Origin of the sequence: Arthrobacter sp. AL05, assembly GCF_029960715.1 — a bacterium.
Classification (GTDB): Bacteria; Actinomycetota; Actinomycetes; order Actinomycetales; family Micrococcaceae; genus Arthrobacter.
Map to the genome: position 1 here is coordinate 32,482 of NZ_JASBRC010000016.1, position 15,496 is coordinate 47,977.

A 15,496-nucleotide genomic window follows, 5' to 3' on the forward strand; every position below is an offset into this window, starting at 1 on the left:
GCTCACCACTTTTCCGGGTGGATCAGGACGGCCAGCAGGTACCCGAAGAGGCACAGTCCGGCAATCAGCAGGACCAGCCACATGACCGCGTCGGCGCTCATTTGCCGCCCTCCGGCCGTTCGTCGGCGGTGCCGACCATCCCGGCCACAACGTGGCCTATCCACATAACGAATCCCATTGACACCATGAGGATTCCGATAACAGCCAGGTCGGCCATCGCAGGTTCCTTTCATCCATTCCCCGTTTGCGGGTCTAGTGAAAGTCAACTCCCAGCGACGGCCGAATATCCGGTTCCTGATGGTTTCTTAACGCCCGGAGGATGAATCTTGACGCTGTCTTAACGCGCACGGAGGATTCGGGTCCGTGCTGCTTTAAGTGCTGCGCACGACGTCAGGCGTCCGGCTATCAGCCGACGTGGACCCAGGGCCGTTTGGTGACATCGGGTTCGGCCTCCCGGAGCACCTCACGGGTCACCGGGGCGATCTCGCCCTCACCGAACGCGAGGAAGCGGAGCAGGTTGGTGACCGGGTTTCCCTCGGTCCAGCGGAAGTAGATATGCGGCATCAATCCGGTCACGTCCCGGATGTGGAGCAACACTGAGGCGATGGTGTTCGGCACAACGGGTCCGTGGACTTCCAGGACCCTGTACCCGTGCCGGGTCACCCCTCGCACCTCCAAAGCCGTTTCAAAGTCAGAGGAATCGTCGACGACCACTTCCAGGAACAACGCCTGGTAGTCCACCGGCAGGTGGCTGACCTGGATCGCCGATGTCAGCTTGTCCCGGTAGGCCGTGGCGCTCAGGCGCAGCGGCTCGTGCGCGATGATGGCAATGGGCCCGTCCAAATCGTCAGACATAAATTCCAGTGCCTGCCGGTCCAGATGGACCTGGGTGGCGTGAAGTTCGAAGGCCCTCCGGACGCGTGAGAGCAACGAGATCACGATGATGCCCACAATAAAGATCGCTGCAATCCGGATGCCTTCGGGGCGCTCAATGATGTTGGCCACCGTTGTGTAGATGAACACCGCTGCTATAACGCCAAAACCCAGAGTCCGCTTGCGTTGCCTCGCGCGCCGGGCTGAGAGCGCCACGGCAACCGCTGCCGAGGTCATCAGCACCAGGACGCCGGTGGCGTAGGCACCGCCCTGCGCGTCGACGTCGGCATTAAACAGCCATGTGATCAGGAATCCGACCAATGTGAACACCAGGACCAACGGACGCACGGCACGCGCCCACCCCGGGGCCATCCCGTAGCGGGGAAGGTACCGCGGGACGAGGTTGAGCAGCCCGGCCATCGCGGACGCGCCGGCGAACCAGAGAATGGCGATCGTGCTCACGTCGTAGACAGTGCCGAACCCTGCCCCCAGGTATTCGTGGGCCAGGAAAGCCAGGGCGCGGCCGTTGGCCTGGCCGCCCGGTTGGAACTCCTGCTCGGGGATCAGGATCACAGTCGTGAAGCTGGTGGTGATCAGGAAGCTGCTCATAATGACGGCGGCGGTTGTCAGCAGCCGCCGGGCACCTTCGATCCTGCCGGCCGGATTCTCCTCGGTGTCACCCGGCTTTCCCTGGATTTGCGGCATCACGGCCACTCCGGTCTCGAAGCCGGACAGGCCCAGTGCGAGTTTGGGGAAGACCAGCAGGGCGATGCCGACCACCATAAACGGGTTGCCATGGGAGGTTGTCAGGGCGGTCCACCAGTCCCCGACGGCAACGGGGTGGGCCAGCACTTCAAGGACTGTGGTGATGACCACCACGACGTTGAGGCTGAGGTAAATGCCGACCAGGACGACCGCGACGCCCATGGCCTCCTTAAACCCGCGGAGGAAGACCGCGCCGAGCATGGCCAGCAGGAAAAGAGTCACCGGCACGTTTTGGCCTTGCAACCAGCCCGGAACGAACGGGTTCTGGATCGCATGGGCTGTGGCGTCGGCCGCAGACAACGTCATGGTGATCATAAAGTCCGTAGCGGCGAACCCCAGCAGAACGAGCACAAAAAGCTTGCCGCCCCAACGGGGCAGCAGCCGCTCCAGCATGGCGATGGAACCCTCGCCGCGGTGGCTCTCCCCGGCAACCCGGCGGTAGACGGGAAGGGCGCCCAACAGTGTGACAGCCACCAGTACCATCGTCGCCAGCGGCGAGATCACACCGGCGGCGAGCGCTGCGATGGCCGGCTGGTAGCCCAGGGTTGAGAAGTAGTCGACGCCGGTCAGGCACATCACCTGCCACCATGGATGCTTCTTCAGATGCGATTCACCCACGGCACCGGGCCCTTGGTGGGTGCCCTTTGCGTCCTGTAGGCCGAACAGGAGCCAACTCCTTAAGTTTTCACGGGCACCCGGCCGCGCCGCCGAGGGGTCCGCAGGCGGCCTGCTCATTGTGGTCATCCGTGCCTCTCCGCGCGATGCCCGGCATCGTGTGTCACTGCCGACCCTAACACCGGGCTCAGTCGCCGCTGCCGGACCCGCAGAAGTCTTGACGGATCCTTAACACCCGCCCGCAGCCGCGGTGCCCATAGTGCGCCGCGAGCGTTGGTTTGCACCGTCCGGCGGTGTGCGGCGCTATTTCCCGTGACAGCGCCTCCCGGCCGTGCTATTCCTGAGGTGTGAGTGGCACGGGCCCTGGGGCCGCGGACTTTTCCAATGCCCCGCCGGCTACCCTGGCCGGCAGCTTAATGGTGGTCCCGGTGCACGTCCTGGAGCTTCGGGCCGAGGTGTCCTTTGATGCAGTCCGGGGCACGTCGGTGGCCGCGGCGACGATGGATTATCGGGTGGGTCCCACCGGGGGCAACCCGTTTTTCGATTTACGTCAGAGTGTGGACAGCTGCTGGCTGGACGGGGTGCCGCTCGATCCGGAAATGATCGGCGGGTGCGACGTCGGTGCTGGACCGGCCGGCTCCGTCCGGGTCCTGCGCCGGTTCCAGGACCGCGGGTCCGTCCACAGCCTTCGGTTCCGCTACCGGTTGGGGTTGCCGCACGCTGAGCTGGGCGGGGCCTCGCCGCCGGTGCTGGAGTGGTCCGACGGTCCCGCGCTGCGTTGGACGCTGGGCATGTCGGACCTCTTCGCGGGCCGCTACCTGGAAGCCTGGTTCCCCTCCAACCTTCCGTTCGACCAGTTCCCCGTCACCCTCAACATCACCCTGACAGGGACGGAGGTGGCGCACGTGCTGATCAGCAACGGGGACGTTGCCGTTGGCGGCCCGGGACGCTGGTCCGTTGCATTCCCGGCGTCGTTCACCACCCTTTCGCACCTTGTGGAGCTCCGCCCGGCGGCCACCGTCGAAGGCCAGAAGTCGACGGTGGTATTACCGGTCTCGGGCACCGCCGTCACTGTCGAGGCCTGGAAATGCTCCGCCGGACCGGAGGACCTCGGCCATGAGCTGGGCAGGATCGAGAGTCTGCTGGCGCAGAACGAGGCGGACTACGGCAGGTTCCCGGGGAACCGGTTCGTCTGCTTCTTCAACGGCAACCGCGGTGGGATGGAATACCACCATGGGGCCACCACATCCCGGCGGGCGCTGGCCCACGAGGTTTTCCATTCCTGGTTTTCCCGCGGGGTCATGCCGGCCTCGCAGGCCGACGGCTGGTGGGACGAGGCCTTCACCTCCTACCATGAGCACGGCGCCGGCCAATTGGAGGCTTTCGACTTCAATGAAGCCCCGGTGGAACTGTGTTCCCGGCGTCCCTTTGACCGTCGGACCGCGGTCAATGCCTATCCGGACGGTAGCCGATTCTTCCGCGGGCTGGCCGACGCGCTGGGGGTGGAACGCCTGCGCGCCTGCATGCGGGCCGTATACGCCCGGCATTGCAGCGCTCCGCTTTCCACGATCGGGCTGGAGGCCGACATCCTGGTTGCGGGCGGTGAGCCGTCTGTGGTCGATGCTTTCCACCGGTTTGTTTACGGGCTTCCCGACCCGTCGCCGGCTCCGAAGCTTCGGCTCCATGGGTTGGCGGCCCGGGGTGCAGGGGACCGGATCCGGGTCAGTGTGAGCAACGACTCCGGGGGCGGTCCGTGCAGGCACTTTATGGTGGTGTTTTCGCTGGCCGGTGCCGCTACTGGCGCGGAGCGGGCGGCGGGGGCCTGCCGGAACATCGCCGCTACTGGAGGCTTCGATCTCCAACCAGGGGAAGAACGAGAAGTCTGGACGACGGCATCGGAAGCCCTCATTCAGAGGTCCTGGACCGGGACGATGCTGGTGGCCTCGGTGCATGCCCGCGGCTGCGACCCCTCGCCCCGGACCAGGGTATCGGCGCTGTTGCCCCCGGCGCAGGCAACTAGTGCGTCGCAGTTCCCTGCACCGGCATGACCAAGCCGACCTTCCTGAATAACTCCGGCGAGGGGCGCAACCCCAGTTCGGTCCACAGCAGGCGGGCATATCCGTTGAGCTGCCGCCTGGCCTCGAATACGTTGCCTTCGCCCAGATGAGCATCGATCAGGAGCCGCTGCGCGGACTCACGCAGCGGCTCCTCGGCAACTACCGCCAGCAAGACGTCGATGGCTTCGATGTAGCGTTCCCGTTCACGAAGCCTGCGCGCGGTTACCTCGGACGCGTGCAGGCGCATCTGACGCAACTGCTCGCGGGCCAGCAACAGCCAGTCCTCGTCCCAGCCCGGAAGAAGTTCCTCCGCATGTGCCAGAAACTGCGAATGTTCGGGTTCACCGCGCACATCGGTCAGTACCCGTTCTGCCTGTCGGCGCAGGCGGTGCACATCCACCTCGACGTCGTCGGCTAGCCACACCCGGTCCGAATCCCCATCGATCAGGCGCGAATCGGCGCTGCGGATCCGCCAGAGTGCCGTCCGGAGGCTTCCGCGGCAACGTTCGGACGTTGAGTCGGACCACAGCCGTTCGGCCAGCACCGTCCGGTCGCAGTCGTGTGCCCCGAGCTTGTCCAGCGAAAGGTAGGCGATAACGCGGCGGGCGTGCAGGGGCAACGACACCGGGGCGTTGGCGATGCGCAAGGAGAACCCTCCGAGTAGCGAAAGGCTGACCCGCCCGTCAGAGTGTGCCACGACGGGACGATGTGATGGGTGCATCAGGGCCCTCCCCGGATACGCGGCCGTGAATGGATCACTTTGATCATCAGACTCCGACGTCCACCCGGTGTCAACACTATGTCAACGCGGACGGAACGTTGACGCTGCAAACGATGGCCGGGCGGGAAGCTGCAGAAGTGGAATATACCGACTACCAGATCATTGTTATCCGGGCCAGGCGGGACGGGGGCCAGCTGATCGTCCGCATCCTGACCGGCGGGAACCCCGCCGACCCGGCGCGCCAATGGGTCTTCGCCAGCGTCGACGAGGTGTGTGTGCTGGTCGAGCGACTGCTGGAGGAACTCGGCGGTCCCGGTCCCCGGAGCGCGGCGGTCCCGCCGCGGGGCGGCGGCTGACGCCGGAAGATACGCAGGATTGACGGCCCGGAAGACACCGGACCCGATCATGGGATCAAGAGGAATAATGGAGGTGGGAAAATGAGCGTCGATTCCTATTCGGCTTCTTCCGGAGAAGCCGGGAGCTATACCTCCCCGTTTGCGGGGCTTTCGCATTTCACCGACCAGGCAGCCCCGGGGGCCGAAGCTCCTTCCGAGGAGTCCGGTGACGCCTTGTTCGAAGCGATCTATTACACGGATTCCCCCTTTGGCGCCGAGGCTGACAGCGAAGCCGACGTCGAGCGGGAAACGGCTGAAGCACGCGATTTCCTCGAAACCCTCCATGACGAGGAATTTGAGGACGCCCTCGAACAGCTGCTCAACGAGGGAGCCTCGCGTGTGCTGGCCGATGCCCAAGAATGGTCTGCGGCGCCGACGGATGCCGGAACCCGCGAGGCACTCGATGAGTGGATCGATCCGCTGACAAATGAATGGGAAAACTCGATCAACAGGATCGGCGGGGGCCTGGAAAATACCGATTTGACCAGACTGAGCGAGCAGGAACTGGACGAGCTCCTGGACTCCCTGGAGCCGGCGCCCACCCTCGGATCGGAGGTCTTCGACAACTTTCTGGGAAAGCTGCTGCGAAAGGCGAAGTCCTTCATCAAGGAGAGGGTCCGCCAGGCAGGGAACTTCATCAAGAACCCGGTGAAGGGCGTTATCGACCTGGCGAAGAGCGGGCTGCAGACGATCAAAAGCGGCATCCAGACCATCGGCAAGCACCTGATCGGACCTATCCTCAACAGGCTCAAAGGAATCGGCTTGGCCCTGCTCAAGGGCGTGGTTAAGAAGCTGGCAGCCCCGCTGACCCGCTTGCTGCCCTCCTATGTGCGGCCGGCCGTGAAGATCCTGATGACCAAGCTTGGTCTTGACGAGGCAGGGGAGTTCCCGGCGACCGAAACCGAGGAAATTGCGGGGTCCGCCGGAGCGCTGGCACAGAATTTTGACACCGAACTTGTAAACCTGCTGTACCCGGTCGAATCCGCCGGTGAAGAATCCGGGGAATTCGACGAATCCGAATACATCGAGCCCGAGTTCGATGAGGCTGCCGGGCTGGATGATGCGCGCGCCCGGTTGGCCAGCGCGCTGAGCGAGCACACCGGAACCGAGCCGCCAACGGCCGAAATTGAACAGTTCCTGCCGGTTGTCCTTGCCATCCGGCCGCTGCTCAAGCTGGGACTGAAACTCACCGGCGCCCGGGGGAAGCTCATCAACCTGATTGCCACTCCGCTGGCGAATCTGATCAAGGGGATGGTGGGACCGGAGGCGGCACGGCTCATCGCCAAGGCCGGGGTCGACGTCGGATTCACCGCCCTGGGCCTGGAGACAAGCCCGCAGCAGGAACAGACCCTGTCCGGGGAGGCCCTGGCCTCCACGGTAGAAGCGACGGCGATGGAAGTTCTCGACGAGATCACCGATGAAGCGCTCGAGGACCCCCTCCAGGTCAGCGCCGCGGTCCAGCGTGCGTTTTCGCGGGCCGCCGCGGCCTACCTGCCCGACCGGCTCCTGCGGGCAGATCTGCCCGAACGTGAATCTGCCGGCGCAGAGGGCTACTGGATCCTGATGCCGCGCTCGCTGCGGCCGCGGTACCGGTTCCGCAAATACTCGCAGGTCTTCGCCGTCCCGATCAGCCGGCAGCAGGCCCGGGCATTAAGATGGTCCGACGGCGGGACGATGGAAACGTACCTGTTGGACCGGGGCGTTGACCGTTGGCCCGTACAGGCGGAGATCGACCTTTACGAGACGCTGCCGGGCACGATACCGGGCCACTTCACTCGAGACGAAGGGTTGCCTGCCGGCGAGCACCCGGTCGACAACGAATTCCAGCCCCTGACAGCGGAAGCCGCGGGCCTGCTGTTGCGGGAACCCGGGCTCGGACGCGCGCCGCTGGCGCTGCATCGATTCCCCCTGGCACAGCAGCCGGTGCCGGGACAGCGCTACTTCCGGATCCGCGCCGGGCAGCTGCCGGCACGCAAGAGCGCCCGGCCCAGACGACTGCTCGTCATTGACTGGGATCCGGCCGGCAGGCAACTGCGGATAGCGATCAGGCTCTCGGAGCGCCGGGCCCGGGCGCTGCTGGCATCCATCCAACGCTCAGCCCCCTCGGGGCAGCGGGATCTGCCTGCCGTACTCTCGGAACTTCGTGCCATCTACCTTCCACACCTGACAACGAAAATCAGCCGACGGCTGCTGCGCTCCTCCCTGGTGAGCGATCCTGCTGCAGCGAACCGGATCGCCGCAGCCATGGCAGCGTCAACGGGTACCGCAATCTCCAAATACCTGGTCCAGCGGGGCGCGCAGCTGGGCGCCGCCGTCGCGGACCCGGCCTCCGGCGTCACCCTCACCGTGACCTTCACATCGGTTACCGGACATCCGACAGCCGCCCTGCGGCCGCCAACCGTTTCGGCGAAGCCGGGATGGCACCATGTCTGATTCCAGTACCACCGCCGCGAGGGCGGCCCTCGGTGTCGAAATCCGGCACTGGCGCCGAGCGTGCGTCGATTTGGGCGACCTGGAGGTTTCGGCGTCACCGGCGGCGTGGAAGGAGCTCGAGTCTTACCTTGGCCTGAACCTCCGCCGGAGCCTGACCTCCGTCGTTGTTCGCCTCACCGCCCACGCTGATCGTGCCCTCTTTTCGCTCAAGGCCGCCGAGACCGTTGGCGAACTCGCCGCCGTTAGGTCGGAGTTGCTGATCCTGCGGCGGCGCTATAGCCGGGCCGAAGCTGTCATCGATTTCTACGGCGACGCAGTCAACACCCGGACAAATCCGGTCGTGGCATCGGTGCTGCGGGGCCTTGACGCGCTTGCCGTTTACAGCATGGACCAGGTTCTCCGGCCGTTGAACATCGACACTCCGCCGGCGCTTTGCTATCTGGACAAGGGCTTGGGCGCCTCCATCCTGCGTGCCGGGGCGCGGCTGTGGGATTCCTCCCTGTCGCCGGCCGCTGCCATCAAGATCACCAGGCACAACCTCTGGCAGCCGACTTCCCTGGTCCACGAGACCGGTCACCAGGTGGCACACCTGACAGGGTGGACGACGGAACTGGGCACAGCACTCTACAAGGCCTTGGCACCGCACAACACACTGGTGGCCGAAGTATGGCGGGCCTGGGCTGCGGAGGTGGCCGGCGACGTGTACGCCTTTGCCTTGCTGGGCTACGCGCCGGTACCAGCGCTGGCGACGGTTGTTGACGGCCCTGCCCAGCTCGTCTATCGCATGCTCCCGGGCGATCCGCACCCCATATCGGCGCTGCGGGTCCAGTTTAATGTGGCGCTCTGCCGCTCCTGGTACGGAGCCGGGCCCTGGGACGTGCTGGGCGCCGGGTGGCTGGCCCGGTACCCGCTGGGACAGGCTCCCCGCGAGGTTGCCGAGATCATGGCCGAGAGCATGCCCCTGCTGCCGACCATCGTGGATGTGTGCACGCGCCAACCGATGCAGGCATTCCACGGCGTTCCGCTTGCTGCGCTCGCAGACCCTCGGCGGCTGTCCCCGGCCGAACTCGACCGCTTGGCCCAGCGGTCAGGGGACTCGCTGTACACCTCGAACCATCTGCAGCGGTTGGAGCCGCTGCGGATATTGGCCTTGAGCGTACTCCGCGGCCTCGAGTCCCAAAACACGCCAACCGAAATGCGAACGTGGCTGAGCCGCCTCGGCGGCGAGCGGCCCATCGCCGCATAAGCAGGAGAGATGACACCATGACCGAGCAATACACCCCGCAGGGATCTGCCGAGCAGTTCGCGCAGAACGTCGCCCAATTGGTCAGCGCCTTCGGACGCGGCCCGCAGCAGGAGCTCCGGCCGGAGCAGCAGCAACTCATTTTGCAGTTCCGCGCCCTCCGCAACGGTCTGGGAAACTTCGGTCGGCACGGGGAAACCCCGGACAAGGCGATCCTCGCATCCCCTGATATCAGTCCCGGCGATGCACGGAACGCACGCTACACCTTGACCTTCGTCGAGGCACTGCCAAGCCGCGCGGCCAGCATCCTGCTGCGCTACCCGCATCCGCCGTTCGAGTCGTTCTACTCCGTAGGCGACGTCGACAACGAGTACTGGGAACTTGTCATCGCGGACCCGGAGGTGGCTTCCGTTGAAGTCTGGGATGCCCATGGCGAGCCGCTAGCCGTGGGAGTCCCGCACTTCCACGACAAGGGCAGGAACCGCAGCAAACAAAAGACCTCGGTCACCGGCCGCCCGGTCCCGTCCAGCCCAGTATCCGAGACTCCCTCCCGCCGCCAGCCCGGCGGCTCAGCCACCGTGAAGGACTAGCCATGTTCCGGACATTAGTCGGACTAATCCCCGATCCAGTTTCACCAGCGCCCGCATGGAAACTTGAAGAAAAGGCCAACGCCGTAATGGCCGTCCACCCGCTGCAGCTCAGCAGATGGCTGGAAGAAGTGTGGTCTCAAGGCGGAATTGCCAACCCTGCCTGGCAGGCGATCCTCGGCGGCGGAGGTTCGGTGCCGGTGCCGTTGGGGGATCCGGACGCCGTTACCAAGACCACGCTGCCCCAGTTGCTTCGCGATACCCTGCTTTCCGGCATTGACCCGGCGCCAGGTTCGCCAACTCCGTTGCAGCCCTACAACCCAACATCCGCATTTCAGAAGCTGACGCCCCCGCCGGTATGGGAGAACCTGCTCTACGCCTACTTGGTGGAAGCGACCGGCGTTTTCGAGATCCTGGGCGAAGTGGTGCGGCGCTACGCATGGGGTGAGAGCCTTCCGGCGCCCAGTGTGGATACCCTGGTTTGGGCACGGAATACCGAGCAGCTGTTCTTCCGCGATCCACCGCTTTTCGGAATGGGCGGGCTGATGACCAGCCAGCTGCGGCCGGACGCCAGCATCAACCGGCGCAACATCTATTGGCGAATGTTTGGGCTGGACCTGCCGCACGCTCCAACGAAGGCCGTGGAAGGCCAGCCCTGGAAGCTCAACATCGGCACCGCCGGCAACACCAGATTCCTTGAACTATGGAACGAACTGCTCAGGCAGGTCTGGATGGGCATCGAAAATGACAGAAACTCCTCGGGCTCCAATTCCACGGATCCCACGTATATCGGCTACCTTTGCCAAACCATCGGCGAAATGCTGCAGCTCCGACGGCGCGGCGGAATGGTTTCTCAGGAGGAATTTGCCTACGTCACAATGCTCAGCTGGTTCCACCTGACCGTTGAATACGATACGTCACTGGTCGTGGACCTGCATGCCAATGCCGGTGGGCTGGGGAATGCAGCCGACCGGCTGTCGGCCATCGGCAAAGTGGTGGGGATCGCCCCCTCGAGGCAGGCGCGTGAGCTGTTCGAACTCGCAGACCTCGTGTCCACCCTGATGTGGCTCATCGAATTGGGCATGTTCAACGCCACGGACAAGGCGACACTGCTCTACAAGAAGGACGGCGTGGCCAACCCGAAGATTGCCGAAACCATGAACCGCATCATCGACCTCTGGCAATCGGGCACCGGCGAGCGGGTCAAGGACCTGGCGATCACCACCCGCCGCCCCCAACTTGACCTGCGTTCAGCGCAGCCCACCAGGCTCCCGGGCCCCGGGGCTTCCGTTCCAGTGACGGTCCCGTCTAGTAATGGAAACCGGGCCCCAGCCGGGCCCCGGCTCTGAGCGAAAGAACGACCATGGAAAAGCTTGAAATGTCCAGCATATTTGCGCCCCCGGCGCATCTGGTCCCGGACGTTGGCACCGAGTCATGGCCCACTCCAAGCGTGTTCTCCCTCCCAGACGGGGGCAGCGAAACGTCATGGGATGAGACAACCGACGAATATGCCGACGAATATGCCGGCCAGACAGAATGGAACGAGAGTACCGGCGAAGCGGCCTGGAATGAGCTTGGCTGGGACGAAACCGCCGACGAGTCAACGGACGAGGCCGCTGATGAATTCGCCGACGAGGCAACGGACGAGGCCGCTGATCAATTCGCCGACGAGGCAACGGACGAGGCCGCTGATCAATTCGCCGACGGCGCCGGGGAACTGGGCGGTCAGGCGCAGGAAAACGGCGAGGTTGAGGAATCCGAACTTGCCTCAATGCTCGCAGCAGAGCCGCTGCTGACAGGCCAGCATCATGAGGGATTCGAAACCGGACTTGTACTGGTCCCGAGCCCCGGCAATCAAGGGAAGGGGGAAGAGCATTGGGACCCGCACAACACCGGAGTCCCCATTTACGCGACCGGCGCCGGCGTCCGGAAGGAAAAGCTCTCCAGGAACTTCACCGTGGGCGAACTCGCCTCCAGCGGGGGCCGGGCCGATGACCGGGCGAGGATTTCCGCGGAGCTTGTGACAGCGCTCCAGGCCATCCGTGACCGGGCGGCCCGGCCAGTTAAGATCACATCGGGATACCGTTCCTGGGCCCGGAACGTTGCGGTCTACCGCAGAGCTGGGAAGAGCCCAACGCTCAGCCGCCACTGCAGCGGCCAAGCGGCGGACATCAAGATCGCCGGCCTGAACGGAATGCAGATCGCGAAGCTGGCGCTCGACGCCTGCGGTGAAGGAATCGGCGTCGGCATCGGCGGGAACTTCGCGCACGTTGACGTGCGCGGCTCCTGGGCCAAATGGACTTACTTCAGCGGCGACAAGAACCGCAAGGCGCTCGCGGAAATCGAAAGCTACAGGCGGCACCGGAAATCCGCACCGCCGCGGCCACTACCGCCAGTCCATCCGGGAACCGCATCAGATGTGGCGGCCGGCAGGCTGGTCGTTAATGAGTTGCCCCTACTGGCATCACACGCGGGCACGCATCCCGATCTTGTGCTGAAGTGGAATGCCATGACCCGCCCGTCCGTCGTCGACGTGGTAGTGCACCTGCATGGGCACACGCCCAGCGGATATGCCCTGAACATCGCGAAGGAGAAGGAGCCGTTCAGCGGGCTGGACATCGCAAACCCGGAGCAGCCGGGCGGACCTGCCCGGACCCGACCGACGCTCTTGGTGTTGCCGCGCGGCAACCACGCCCCCCGGACCAAGGCCGGGCACAACAACCAGCGCTATACCTTTCCGGCGCTGACCCAAGCGGGTGGGCTCCAAGCCCTTGTAGCGGCCGCCCTTGAGAGATTCACCGCGAGCACGGGCGCCACGGTGGCGGTGGACAGGCTGATCCTTACGGCGCATTCCGGCGGCGGGGCGGCGCTGATGTCAATCCTTGACCACAACAACCCGCACGAGATTTACACGTTCGATGCCCTCTACACCGACCCGGCACGGTTGATCGGCTGGGCCCAGCGCCGAATGGCGGCCGGAACGGGCGCCCTCCGTGTTATCTACCGGCCAGGGGAGCAAACGGCCCGACACAGCGAGGCCGTGCACGCAGCCCTTCGGAATACCGCCTCGCCCAGCTTCCGGGTCGAAGGCACCAGGGTCAGCCATGGCAACATTCCCCGCCATTTCGGCTGGAGATTCCTGGTGGATCCGTCCGCTGATGTACCGGACGTTGTGAAGCTGGCGGCGGGCAGCATCCTCCCGGAAGCGCCCGCCGCCGAATGGACAACGGTCGGGGAGAGGGACGAAGCCGCGTTCACGGATGAATCAGCGTATCTGGACGAGGCGCTTTACGCGGACGAGGGCGCTGAAGTTGAAGAAATGCAGTCGCTGCCGGCGATGGAGGCAGTGGAGGGAGCCGAATCGGTGGAGGCATCGGAGTCCTTTGACGAAGCGGGTCCTTTCGCACTGGAGGCTGCACCCTTCGCTTTATTGGAGGCGCCCTCACCCCGGGCTCCGGTATGTGGCGCGCTGCGGGGCGACGAACCCAAGTTTCGGCTAGGCGGTGCATCAACGAAGGAGGGGGTGGCAGAACCCCGGACCACCCAGGACCCGCGCGTCTACGGAGTTCAACTCTGGGACTACAAGGTCAATGACTATGCCTTGCGCGCCAGGCACCTTCAGGCTCTGCAAATCCTGGTGGCAAAGATCGCCGCCGATGTTCGCTCGGGCCGCTTCTCCGACGCCGGGTGGAAAATCAGCGTCGATGGTTTTGCCTCGAGAACGGGCAACGTTGATCACAACCTGAGTCTTTCGTTTTGGCGGATGACGACGGTGGCGCGTTGCCTGGAATGTCTGCTGGCCGCGGCCGGCATTCCGCCGGGACGAGTGACCATGGGGGACCAGCGCGGGTTGGGTTTCCAAGACGCGGTCCCCAACGTCGAGGACCCGCGCAGGCGCCTTGTGCAGGTATCAGTTCACCCGCCGGGGCTCAGGCCCCCGCCCGTGCGGCCATCGTCGGATCGTTTCGAGATCTGTTTCACCTCGCTGAAGAACCAGGTCCAGTCCCTGCCGATACCCGGAACGGCGGGTATGCTCGGTGTCGCTCGAACCACCGCAGCGTACCGGATACGTGATATCCAGACCCGCCAGGTACAGGCATACAGCTATACGGGACTCGGATTTATGCTGCAGGTTCCGGTGGACAAAATCATCCCCGCAGGGGTCAAAAAGCGCCTACCCAAACCGTTGCTGGATATGATCGGAAAGCTCCTGGCCAAGGTGGTACCCGGCGGGGGCAAACCCGGGACGGGCACCTGTACGCCTTTTGGCGTGTTCGTCTTTCCGACGCCGGACCCGGTACGCATTCCTGGCCCCGTTATCGGCGTTCGTTCGTTCGCCGGCGACGCCGACCTGATGGTACCGGCACCGGGACTGGGGAACGTGCAGATCCGGTTCAACAATTCGATCTTTCGTCTGCACAGCAAGGCCCTCGTCAATCCGGACCCGCTTGAGGTCAACGTATCGCGGGCGCTCTCCGCCAAGGCGATTATTGGCACACAGGGCACCGCCACGATGGTCGGCCCGGTCTCTCACGAGGACAGCAGCGAGATGGAGGCAGGGCTGGACGTTGCCGAAGGCATCTTCGCGGAACACTAGATACTCCGCTCGTTCCGCAACGCACGGCGGGCGGAACATTGGATCTGAAGCGCACGCAGCAGTGGTTCCGAGCGTGGGCTAACCGGCCAGCAGCTCCGCCAGGTAGTGGAACTGGGCAACCCAGTGGTGTTCCTGGCCTCCCTCGTGGTTGTTGAACCGGTAGACCTCGATCGACTTAGCGGGAGCGGCCTGCGGGGCGTCCGCCGGCCCGGTGCCATAAGCGTTGTATGCGGCGAAGACGGTGGATGGCGGGCAGGTATGGTCCATTAGCGCAACGGAGAACAGGGCAGGCGCCGTGGCGCGCCGGCCCAGGTGTACACCGTCGAAGTAACCCAGGACCCCGAGTGCCGGCTCGTAATGGTCACGATGGCGGGCCAGGAAATTCGCAATTTCCGGGTACGGGCCGCGCGGGGCGATGTCGATGGCGCGGGGAAAATCCTGCAGGAACGGGACGTCGGCCATGGTGCACAGAATGCCGTGAAGGCGTCAACGAAAACGCGGCGGTAGTAGTAGTCTTCCTTGGCTGAAATGCCACGCGTCATCAGCCCGGCGTAGGACACCTTCCCGGCGGAGGGATGCGGATCTGCTGTCGCACCAAGGGTGCCGCCGTACCCCTGGCTGCGGGTGTCCATAATGAAGTGCGCGTAGCCTGCCTGCGCCCATTTTGTGTCCTGCTGGACCAGGCAGGCCGCGCCCACCCGAATAGCCGACATACTGCACCACCACGGGCAGCTCCTGTCCGGCGCCGCGGTTGGCCGGCAGATGCAGCCAGCCTTTGATCCGATCCCCGCCATAGCCCGCGAACGTGACATCGAAACTGTCAATGACACTCAGCAGGTTCCCCACCGGGGTGAATTCGGCGTCGAGCGGGAACTCCCGGGCGTCGGCAATGGTTCGGTTCCAGAAATCGTCGAAGTCTTCCGGCTCCACTGCTGATGAGGTGTAGCTGCGCAGCTGGTCCCAGCCGGGGGTGGCTACAAAGTGGGCGCTGTACTGAAATTTACTTGTAGGCCAGCCCATCTTCGCCCAGGGTGTACTTGAAGCGTCAGGTAAATCACCCGCCGCTCCCGCCCTGACCGCCAAGGACCTGCCGGCCAGGGCAGGAACCGCATCGTTCAGAACTCCTGGCAGATGGGTCAATTCACTGTTTTTGTCCCCGAGATAAGTAACGGGTTGGTGACGGTTCCCGGGTGACCCATCCGGGGTGGGG

At 64.6% G+C, this 15,496-nt stretch carries 10 protein-coding genes and 1 pseudogene; 7 read left to right on the plus strand and 4 right to left on the minus strand.

Features of this window, described 5'->3' with window-relative positions; genetic code table 11:
• Positions 1-2: 2 nt before the first annotated feature.
• Both QK287_RS16205 and QK287_RS16210 read right to left on the minus strand, forming a co-directional pair.
• Positions 3-101, minus strand: a complete 99-nt coding sequence (locus QK287_RS16205; RefSeq protein ID WP_226760016.1) for a potassium-transporting ATPase subunit F — start codon at positions 99-101, stop codon at positions 3-5.
• 304 nt (positions 102-405) lie between these two features.
• Positions 406-2,382 carry an amino acid transporter gene (locus QK287_RS16210; protein WP_282360790.1) on the minus strand — a complete coding sequence of 659 codons (1,977 nt, stop codon included), beginning with the start codon at positions 2,380-2,382 and terminating at the stop codon, positions 406-408.
• A 218-nt stretch (positions 2,383-2,600) separates the two neighbouring features.
• Here QK287_RS16210 and QK287_RS16215 point away from each other — a divergent pair, with 218 nt between their 5' ends.
• Positions 2,601-4,301, plus strand: a complete 1,701-nt coding sequence (locus tag QK287_RS16215; RefSeq protein ID WP_226776476.1) for a hypothetical protein — start codon at positions 2,601-2,603, stop codon at positions 4,299-4,301.
• Here the strand turns inward: QK287_RS16215 and QK287_RS16220 are convergent.
• Positions 4,270-5,007: a BTAD domain-containing putative transcriptional regulator gene (locus QK287_RS16220; protein WP_226776475.1), complete on the minus strand. Its 738-nt coding sequence runs from the start codon at positions 5,005-5,007 to the stop codon at positions 4,270-4,272. The genes QK287_RS16215 and QK287_RS16220 overlap by 32 nt on opposite strands.
• A 161-nt stretch (positions 5,008-5,168) precedes the next feature.
• Here QK287_RS16220 and QK287_RS16225 point away from each other — a divergent pair, with 161 nt between their 5' ends.
• From QK287_RS16225 to QK287_RS16250, 6 genes are all read left to right on the plus strand, one after another.
• Positions 5,169-5,387 (plus strand): hypothetical protein, encoded by a 219-nt coding sequence (locus QK287_RS16225; RefSeq protein ID WP_226776474.1) that lies wholly within the window; start codon positions 5,169-5,171, stop codon positions 5,385-5,387.
• 81 nt (positions 5,388-5,468) lie between these two features.
• On the plus strand, positions 5,469-7,859 hold the full coding sequence (locus QK287_RS16230) for a hypothetical protein (RefSeq protein WP_226776473.1): 2,391 nt from the start codon (positions 5,469-5,471) through the stop codon (positions 7,857-7,859).
• Positions 7,852-9,105, plus strand: a complete 1,254-nt coding sequence (locus QK287_RS16235) for a hypothetical protein (RefSeq protein WP_226776472.1) — start codon at positions 7,852-7,854, stop codon at positions 9,103-9,105. Before QK287_RS16230 ends, QK287_RS16235 begins: the two co-directional genes overlap by 8 nt.
• Before the next feature lie 17 nt (positions 9,106-9,122).
• Positions 9,123-9,692 (plus strand): hypothetical protein, encoded by a 570-nt coding sequence (locus QK287_RS16240; protein ID WP_226776471.1) that lies wholly within the window; start codon positions 9,123-9,125, stop codon positions 9,690-9,692.
• Positions 9,693-9,694: 2 nt separating this feature from the next.
• Entirely contained in the window at positions 9,695-11,038 is a 1,344-nt protein-coding gene (locus QK287_RS16245) for a hypothetical protein (protein ID WP_226776470.1), read from the plus strand.
• Positions 11,039-11,052: 14 nt separating this feature from the next.
• Positions 11,053-14,286, plus strand: coding sequence for a D-Ala-D-Ala carboxypeptidase family metallohydrolase (locus QK287_RS16250; RefSeq protein WP_226776469.1), 3,234 nt, complete (start codon positions 11,053-11,055; stop codon positions 14,284-14,286).
• 78 nt (positions 14,287-14,364) lie between these two features.
• Here QK287_RS16250 and QK287_RS16255 read toward each other — a convergent pair.
• Positions 14,365-15,306: pseudogene (locus QK287_RS16255) on the minus strand (acetylxylan esterase).
• Positions 15,307-15,496: the final 190 nt, after the last annotated feature.